General features: G+C 41.5%; 7 protein-coding genes. 5 read left to right on the top strand and 2 right to left on the bottom strand.

What is annotated here, in order from left to right; genetic code table 11:
- Window positions 1-216: 216 nt before the first annotated feature.
- Window positions 217-585 carry a hypothetical protein gene (locus MHM87_RS19475; RefSeq protein WP_239260781.1) on the bottom strand — a complete coding sequence of 123 codons (369 nt, stop codon included), beginning with the start codon at window positions 583-585 and terminating at the stop codon, window positions 217-219.
- A gap of 246 nt (window positions 586-831) precedes the next feature.
- Between MHM87_RS19475 and MHM87_RS20015 the strand changes: the two genes are divergently transcribed.
- The 4 genes from MHM87_RS20015 to MHM87_RS19455 all read left to right on the top strand — a co-directional run bounded on the left by MHM87_RS20015 (window position 832) and on the right by MHM87_RS19455 (window position 6384).
- On the top strand, window positions 832-2178 hold the full coding sequence (locus MHM87_RS20015; protein ID WP_239260779.1) for a flagellin: 1347 nt from the start codon (window positions 832-834) through the stop codon (window positions 2176-2178).
- A 235-nt stretch (window positions 2179-2413) separates the two neighbouring features.
- Window positions 2414-3241: a hypothetical protein gene (locus MHM87_RS19465; protein ID WP_239260777.1), complete on the top strand. Its 828-nt coding sequence runs from the start codon at window positions 2414-2416 to the stop codon at window positions 3239-3241.
- 97 nt (window positions 3242-3338) lie between these two features.
- Window positions 3339-4799: a phosphomannomutase CpsG gene (locus MHM87_RS19460; RefSeq protein WP_239260775.1), complete on the top strand. Its 1461-nt coding sequence runs from the start codon at window positions 3339-3341 to the stop codon at window positions 4797-4799.
- Window positions 4800-4977: 178 nt separating this feature from the next.
- Window positions 4978-6384: a mannose-1-phosphate guanylyltransferase/mannose-6-phosphate isomerase gene (locus tag MHM87_RS19455; RefSeq protein WP_239260773.1), complete on the top strand. Its 1407-nt coding sequence runs from the start codon at window positions 4978-4980 to the stop codon at window positions 6382-6384.
- A gap of 95 nt (window positions 6385-6479) precedes the next feature.
- Here the strand turns inward: MHM87_RS19455 and MHM87_RS19450 are convergent, their stop codons facing one another.
- Complete coding sequence (locus tag MHM87_RS19450) at window positions 6480-7067, bottom strand: hypothetical protein (protein ID WP_239260771.1); 588 nt, start codon at window positions 7065-7067, stop codon at window positions 6480-6482.
- Between the two features lie 347 nt (window positions 7068-7414).
- On the opposite strand from MHM87_RS19450, the gene MHM87_RS19445 reads away from it, so the two are divergent.
- Window positions 7415-8875, top strand: a 1461-nt coding sequence (locus tag MHM87_RS19445; protein WP_239260769.1) for a hypothetical protein, incomplete at its 3' end; no start/stop codon positions are given.

Genomic DNA, 8875 nt, shown 5'->3' with positions numbered 1-8875 from the left:
GCGGGTTCGCAGTTGCCCGTTGGAGGTTTGCTTTGCTAATTGTTTAAAGTCGTCGGCTGTATGCATATCAAAATCACTCGAATATGAATACCACTATTAGATCAAACTTTTAAGACAATTGGTATAAATCAAAGTGTGAGATACGTTCCATACACTTCCCCATACACTTCCCCATACACAGGAAGGACTAAAAGAACGTCTAACTATTCCATTGTTCTAATAGTTCTCGGCCAGTTCAGAATACCGCTTACAAGCGGCTGTTTCTTCATCAGAGTTAAGAAGCGCATCGCAACTTTGATTAGCCATTGAATTAAGACAATCAGTGGCGGGCTCAATAAGCTCATGTTCATCACCTAAATTAGCAATGCTCATATACTGACCACATATCTCATCTATCATATTTGACATCATAGCTTTCATCTCAGGTGGAAATTCGTCATTAGCACTCATCTCCTTGCCAATACACATTTTACTCTTATCACATAACTTCATGGCCGCATCGTTTAATGCCGCAGTATCCGCAAAAACACACAGCGAATATCCAGTTAAAGCTAGGGCCAAAATAATTTCCTTCTTATTCACCATAAGGCGTGACTCCATAGTATTTATTGGGTTGTACTAAAATTGTACAGCTATATCACATTACCGAACATATATTTAAAGTCTAGCGTTGAACGTGCTGTTTTAGGTAAGTGCCGGAAGCTATTTGGAATAAAGTTAGATTATCGTTTTTAACGCGCGTAAGGGGTTAGTTGGCGTGCTTATTGCTGAAACCTACATATAAACTATGCCAATTTAATTTAAGTAAGATAAAAGCGTAAAGGAAATAACGTGCTATCGGTTTCAGGAAATTACCAGTCTCTAGGTCTTTCAACTTTACAAAATACAGCACTATCCACCCGTCTAGAGCGCTTGAGCTCTGGGTTAAGAATAAACAGTGCTGCTGACGACAGTGCAGGCCTTCAGATATCCAATAGACTCGCTTCCGAGAAGAAGGCGTATACCCAGCTTAATCGAAACCTAAATGATGGTATCAGCTACGCGCAAATCGCTGAGGGTGGGCTGCAAGAGTCTGCCGCTATACTGCAACGAATGCGGCAATTGGCAATACAATCGCAAAACGGCGTAAATGCGGTAAATGACCGTGCAGCTCTAGACAAAGAATTCCAACAACTCAAAAATGCACTTAATGGCATTGCCTACAACACGGAAGCTTTTAACCACTTGCCGCTGGTAGGTGACACTGATTTGCTTTCAGCGAACGTACCCTCAATTAGTGACACGTTTACTAACGGTGTGGCTCAAAGTATGACAAGTGGACTGCGATCTATTGCATACATACCGGCTGGCTCTTCAAACATTCAAATAGATTTACATGACAATGGCGCTAACGACGATATTCAGGTGTTTACCGTAGACGGAAAGCACCTAGCGGGTACGCCGCTTTCGGCAGCTACGTGGGGGGCTTACGGTGTAGTGAATTCATCAGCCATTGAGGGGACATTCTTTCTTCCGACAAACGGCTATAGCCCTTCGGCATCCTACGACGATAGTGATTTATTAACCGTCGGAAGCGCTACTATAGACGGCAATACCATTTCATTCACTGGGGATCAGAACGCCAGCGGTAACCTAAATGAAAACCTTACAATTACGAGCAATGCACAACCGCTCATTATTTCTGTTATCGGCACAGGCTCTTTTAGTGTAACAGCCTCGTGGACATCGCTTGGGGACGGAGACAGTCAAAATTTCAGCTTAGGGCCCGTTGATATTACTTCAACCAATCAATTAGGTGTTGGTACTGACTTCATTGAACTTACCAAAACACCCGCTACATTAACAGACCTCGGGCTAGGCGGCACTTCGTTGCAAAGTGAAAGTGACGCTGAAAACGCGCTTACACAGATAGATAGTGCGCTTGAGATAGTCGGAGAAAGTAGAGCTTTCTACGGTGCTAAAATTAATCAGATGTCATCCGCTATTAGAAATAACGCAATTGGCCTTGAGAATATAAGCAACGCTCACTCTCAAATAACTGACGCTGACTTCGCTTCAGAAACTGCATTACTTACGCAAGCACAAATAGTTGAACAGGCGAGCATTTCTGTTCGAGCTCAAGCTAAGTCTAGTGATGAGCAGGTATTGGGGTTGTTGGATTCTATAAGTGGTAATTAGAACCGTTTTGTACTCGGTTAAAACTCATTAGTTGTATTGAAGTCTGAAATATTTTTATATATACCGGAGTCAATGTACGTTAGGTTGAACCTAAAGCTTAGGATTTCATAAGAAGGGGGAAATTATTAAGCCTAAAAATAAGAAATTGATCATTCATTCAGGAATGCACAAGACTGGCTCGTCTTCAATTCAAGATTCACTTTTCTTAAATAATGAACTTCTGGGGAAACATAATATGATTTACCCGGAAATCGGCTTGATTTTCGATGAAGAAGTTGGTCACCGCCACTTGCCTTTAAGTAATTTACTCAAAAAGCACCATTACTCGAAACAAAAGTTCACTGATGTCATTAAAGACCTCAAAGCGTTGTCTCAAAATAACATAATTATTTCTCATGAAGATTTATTTCGATTAGACATAGCACCCGAAGCGCTTGAGTTATTGGCCGATAGTTTCGAAGTACATCTTATTGTTTTTGTTAAAGATCCAGTTCAATACTTCAATGATAAATACAAAGAATGGGTAAGACGCCAATCTTGTTCGCTCGAACCTGCAGAGTTTATCCTACAGCATTTCGAATACTTACAAATTGATAGAATTTTACCTATATGGGAAAAAGCAATAGGAAAAGCAAAAATTCATGTCTCCGAGTTTAATAGCAACAAGGTTTCGGGCTCAACTTTCTTAACAAAGTTTTATAATAAACTGAATGAAATTACAGGTTCAGAAGTTGATGCTTCAACTCTAAAGCCAGTCAAGAGAAAAAACAAAAGCTTAACCAATACTCGGACGTTATTCTATTTAATTGCGAATAGAGAGGGTATGCGTTCAAAAGCGGAGCATATTTCCACAAGAACGCTTTTTGACAATAATAATGACTTGGTGTTATCGAGAGAGTGCGTTCACCAAGTTAAAGCTAGAAGTTGGAATGCACTACATTATCTGAAAACAAGATATGGATTGAATATTGAGATGAAAAACGTTGACAACTATCTGTTGGATAGAGAATTTTATTCCATAAAGAAAAGGTTCCGACTACAGCGTAAGCTATTAGGTGCTTGATTTGAAGTCTACTGTCGAAGCACGTTTTAAAGTAAACTATCCACAGTAAATATTTGTTTATCTATCCACACCCAAGAAATCAAGGAAAAAACGAGAGATGGGAAGCCAGATTACGTGCTTTAAGGCCTACGACATTCGAGGCGAACTAAATACGCAACTTACCGAGGAAGTAGCATACAGAATTGGCTATGCATTCGCTGCTGAATTGAGTGCAAAAACGGTAGTGGTCGGCAGTGATGTTCGTTTAACCTCTACACCCTTAAAGCTAGCACTAAGCGCAGGTCTCATTGATGCTGGTGCCAAAGTGACTGACATTGGAATGGCTGGCACTGAAGAAATTTACTTTGCAACCAAACACCTTGGTGTGGACGGTGGTATAGAAGTTACGGCAAGTCATAATCCAATAAACTACAATGGTATGAAGCTAGTTAAAGCCGGCTCTGTTCCTATAAGTGGCGACACAGGTTTAAACGCAATTAAGGTGCGAGCCGAGGCATTAAGCGATGAGTTCGTTTCAGGTCGATTATCTCACTATACTTCGGGCGCAATTATAGATGCTGAAGCTTTTTTCAACGGGCTAGCGCATATTCAACTAGAGAAACTAGAAGAAACCGACCAGTACCTAAAACAATCGTGTATAGATGATTATGTGGCTCATATGCTGTCGTACGTTGAGCTTAATAACTTTACCCCCCTTAAAGTTGTGGTTAACGCAGGTAATGGTGCGGCTGGCCCTGCACTCGATGCTATTGAGCATGAGATGAAAAGACAGAACGTGCCAATTGAATTTGTCAAAGTCCACCATAACGCAGACGGTACTTTCCCAAATGGTATTCCTAATCCTCTTTTACCAGAAAACCGTGCAGACACCGCCGATGCAGTAAAAGCCTCAGGTGCCGATTTTGGTATAGCCTGGGATGGCGATTTCGACCGTTGTTTTTTATTCGATGCAGACGGCGAATTTGTTGAGGGATACTACATAGTAGGCCTTCTTGCTGAGGCCTTTATTGAGAAAAATGCCGACAGCAAAATAATTTACGACCCACGCGTGTATTGGAACACTGAAGACATTGTAGTAAACGCGGGCGGCACACCAATTAAGTCAAAAACTGGCCATGCATTTATTAAAGAAAGAATGCGTAAAGAAGATGCCGTATACGGCGGTGAAATGAGTGCACACCATTATTTTCGCGACTTCGCCTACTGTGATTCAGGTATGATCCCATGGTTATTAATTGCAGAACTAGTGTGCGTAAAACAGCAAACTCTAGCCAGCATGGTGAAAGAGCGAATAAAAGCCTTCCCTTCTTCAGGTGAGATAAACAGTAAACTTAAAGATGCTGACGCAGCGCTAGACCAAGTGACTAAAAAGTATCAACCCTTAGCTAACGTTGTCGATACTACTGACGGACTAGGCTTAGAGTTTGACGATTGGCGCTTTAATCTACGTAAATCGAATACCGAGCCAGTAATTCGTCTTAATGTAGAGAGTAAAGGCGATATTTCATTAATGGAAGAAAAAACTAAAGAAGTGTTGGCCCTTATTCGCGCTGAGTAGTTATTGGATAAACACTAAATAATACGATAAAAATAGGGCAAAAGTGCTGAACTTAGCCCTATTTTAATTTCTACTTAGTTTTTGCCATTTAATCGCAATACAAACCTTTGTATACTATCAGCTGAATATATAACTATTAGGACGTGGGCCAAGAACCCACACATCAAGGATATTACAAATGAAACCAGTAGTATTAGCTGGCGGCTCAGGTAGTCGCTTATGGCCAAAATCTCGTGCAGCGCTTCCAAAGCAGTTTTTGTCTCTCACGTCAGACAGCACCATGCTGCAAGATACGATTACACGCTTAAAAGGCACACCAGCTCAGAATCCAATTTTTATTTGTAATGATGCTCATCGCTTTTTAGTTGCCGAACAGCTTCGTCAAAAAGATATCCAACATGGGGGGATTCTTCTAGAGCCTGTTGGTCGCAATACGGCACCGGCAATTGCACTAGCGGCGCTCCACGCAACGATTAAAGGCGAAGATCCTGTTCTTCTTGTATTAGCGGCAGATCACCTTATTAAAGATAATCAAGCGTTTCACTCTGCTATTGCTAAAGCCGAGAAGCTAGCAGAGCAGGGTAAACTTGTTACTTTTGGTATTGTTCCCGACCAACCGCATACGGGGTATGGTTATATCAAAGCTGGCGAGCAAGCGGGCGATGGTTTTGAAGTGGCACAGTTTGTAGAAAAGCCTGCATTGGAAACTGCAAAAGAGTATGTCGATTCGGGCAGTTATTACTGGAATAGCGGCATGTTCATGTTTAAGGCAAGTCGTTACTTAGAGGAACTACAGAAATATTACCCTGAAATGCTAGATGTGTGTAAGCGTGCTATCGATACAGAAACACCAGATCTAGATTTCATCCGTGTTGACCACGACATATTTGCGACATGTCCAGATGATTCAATCGATTACGCGGTAATGGAAAAAACAGATAGCGCTGCCATGGTGCCGTTAGATGCTGGTTGGAGTGACGTGGGCAGCTGGTCTTCACTGTGGGAAACTGCAGAGAAAGACGAAAACGGCAATGCTACTGTAGGCGATACTATTCTAGAAAACACTAAGAACAGTTACGTAAATGCTGAGCAGCGTTTGGTTTCTGTAATTGGTTTAGAAGACGTTATCGTAGTAGAAACAAAAGATGCCGTTATGGTTGCCCATAAGGACGATGCACAAAGCATTAAAACGGTTGTGAACAAACTTAAAGCCGAACATCGCCCAGAGTTTGAATTCCACCGTGAAGTGTTCCGCCCATGGGGAAGCTACGATTCTATCGACAGCGGCGCCCGTTTCCAAGTAAAGCGTATTACGGTTAAGCCTGGCGAGAAACTATCGGTTCAAATGCACCACCACCGCGCTGAACACTGGATTGTCGTCTCTGGTAGTGCAAACGTAACTATTGATGAAGAAACACAGCTAGTTACAGAAAACGAGTCTGTTTACATCCCTATCGGTGCGGTTCATGCACTTGAAAACCCTGGAAAGATCCCACTAGAGCTTATTGAAGTGCAATCAGGTGCATATCTTGGTGAAGACGATATTGTACGTTTTTCTGATAGGTATGGGCGCGTCGCTAAGTAAGTATTTAGGTTTCAGACTATATCAATTCAAACAGCAGGCGTTTTGCCTGCTTTTTATAACCTAGAGTGAATTAGGTTAAAGTTAAAGGTGTACAGTTAAAGGTAATCAGCAACAATCTCATATTCAGATGCAAAGTAACTTTCCAAATAGCGTAGCGCCCCAGGGAATGACGACGCACTATTTCGTACATTTTCTTTTGCTTCTACTAATGGCTTTCCAAGCAGCTTCTGTAGTCGCTTCAAATCGTTATTATTTTTTGTGGTACTGCCCACAAAGTCAAACTCGTCAAGAGGCATACTTTCAAAATAATGCGCGTAAACAAAAATATTCTTCGCCAATGCATTTTCTTTGATTATGCGTTCAAAAATATCGGCTTTTTTTGTTATGCCTTTATCTAAATAGTGATTTCTTACAAACGCATATTGCGCGTTTTCATCCTTCGTTGCTAAGTAATGACCCAGCAAAGACCATGCTCGTTCAAGCGGGTCTCTTACCCATGTTACTTTTTGCGCATTGGGGAACATTTTCATCTGTGCTACGTGTGTTGGAAAATGACCAAATACTACTTTTGCACTCCGTGGTATCCAAATGGGATTGCCTAAACCGAGTTCCGCAGCGCCGGTATTTCTATAAACACCAAACACCTTTCGTTGCCCCAAAGCATCAACAAAACTTTGCCTCAAAGAACTTCCAGCTGTCTTCGGCACGTGGTAAACGATCCAATTAACATTACTGTTAGGTGCTTGGATGCTTACTTCTTGAGGGGAGAGTTTCCGTTCTAGTTTTTGAAAATACGATAACTGATACATTTTTTAAGCTATTTCTGTGTCGATATCGGCAAACGTCCATGGATTGCACAATATAAAAATATGAGGCGCAGTATATCAGCACATAAAGAATAAACGAATAGGATGGAAGGGAATCAAAACGTACTATTGTTGTTTTATTACAGTTTTAATTGGCAACCAAACTCGTTACACTATTGAAATTGTAATGGACACAGTAGTTCAGGGTAGTCTCAGGAGGCAATATGCCACGTGCAGTGCTTATTTCTGTTGGTGAGCTTTCGCTAGAGCCAATAAAAACATTGGTTGAAGGTAATGGTGTTACCACCGCGACAATTGCAGTTTCTGATGCTGCAAGCTTGAAAAGTTTAGATGATTTAATTAACAAGCTCTCTGAACTAGATAGAAATGCAGAATGCCTACTAATTCAAGCTAGTAACGACGTTGAAAAAAGTGTTTCAGCCTTTGCCGACATCGCCATCTTCCTTATTTATAGTTCTCCAGAAACCTATTTAACGCAGCGATTAGTTGCTAATCAAGCTAATGAAATTACTGACGCAACTATTCAAGATATTTGTCAGAAGTATAGCAAGCATGTTCAAGACGTTTTAAATATTTTTGAGCAAGACAGCGCGCTTAGCCTTTGTTCTATTGATGATATATTGGCCAATCCTGCCTCATTCTTAAAAGCAGTATTTGAAAAAGAGAGTCAAGAAATATATATCGAACTATCCACTAATTTGGTTTATCAAATTCTGGCGTTAAGTGCTGCAGCGGCACTGGTTGATAACGACGAACTTTACGAGCTTTACGATGATGCGCTATCAGTTGGTCAGTTGTTTGGCGAGTTTTCAGTTCACTTGAGCCCAGACTCAGACACGTTTAAAAATAACGCTAAGTTACTTAATCAAGTTGGCAAAACAGTACAGCAGAAGAACCAACAGATAACAACACTTAATCAACAGGCGAAAGAAAGCACAACGAAACTGAGTGAAAAAGACACGCAGTGTAACCAGCTTACTCAACAGCTTGCGGAGCAACAAAGAAAAGCAGAAGCGCAAAGTCAGACACTTAAGAACGAGTTAGAAACTCAGAAACAAGCCCTTAGTAAAGCCAGGGAGCAGTTGGCGGCAAAAGAACAAGAGTGCACTGCGCTGTTGCAAAGTCTAGACGCCAAAACAGAAGAGCTGTGTGCTAAGGCAAAAGAGGCTGACGAAGCCAAAGCGAAACTAAGTGAAAAAGATACACAGTGTAACCAGCTTACTCTGCAGATTGCAGAAAAGGCAGAACAGATAGCAAAAGCTGAAGAGCAAAACAGTGCACTATGCAACGAGCTAGAAAGTCAGAAGCAAGCCTTTAGCAAAGCTAGTGAGCAGCTAACGGCAAAAGAACAAGAGTGCACTACGCTGTTGCAAAGTCTAGACTCCAAAACAAAAGAGCTAGGTGCTAAGGCAAAAGAAGCTGACGAAGCCAAAGCGAAACTAAGTGAAAAAGATACGCAGTGTAATCAGCTTACCCAGCAGCTTGAAGAGCAAATACAAGAGGCAGAGTTATCTCAACTTCAAGTTACCCAATTACGAGAAGAGCTAGAAGCTACCTCCCAAAAAGCCAGCAAGCTAGAACCGACAGAGCAAGCGCTAAAAGTGTCGAATGAAAATGCATCGCAGTTACAAACAAAGCTTGCCTCAGCAGAAGAAGAGCAACAG

The organism is Alteromonas sp. Cnat3-28, assembly GCF_022348265.1.
Classification (GTDB): Bacteria; Pseudomonadota; Gammaproteobacteria; order Enterobacterales; family Alteromonadaceae; genus Alteromonas; species Alteromonas macleodii.
The sequence above is the reverse complement of the archived record's forward strand: the minus strand, read 5'-3'. Positions and strand labels throughout refer to the sequence as shown.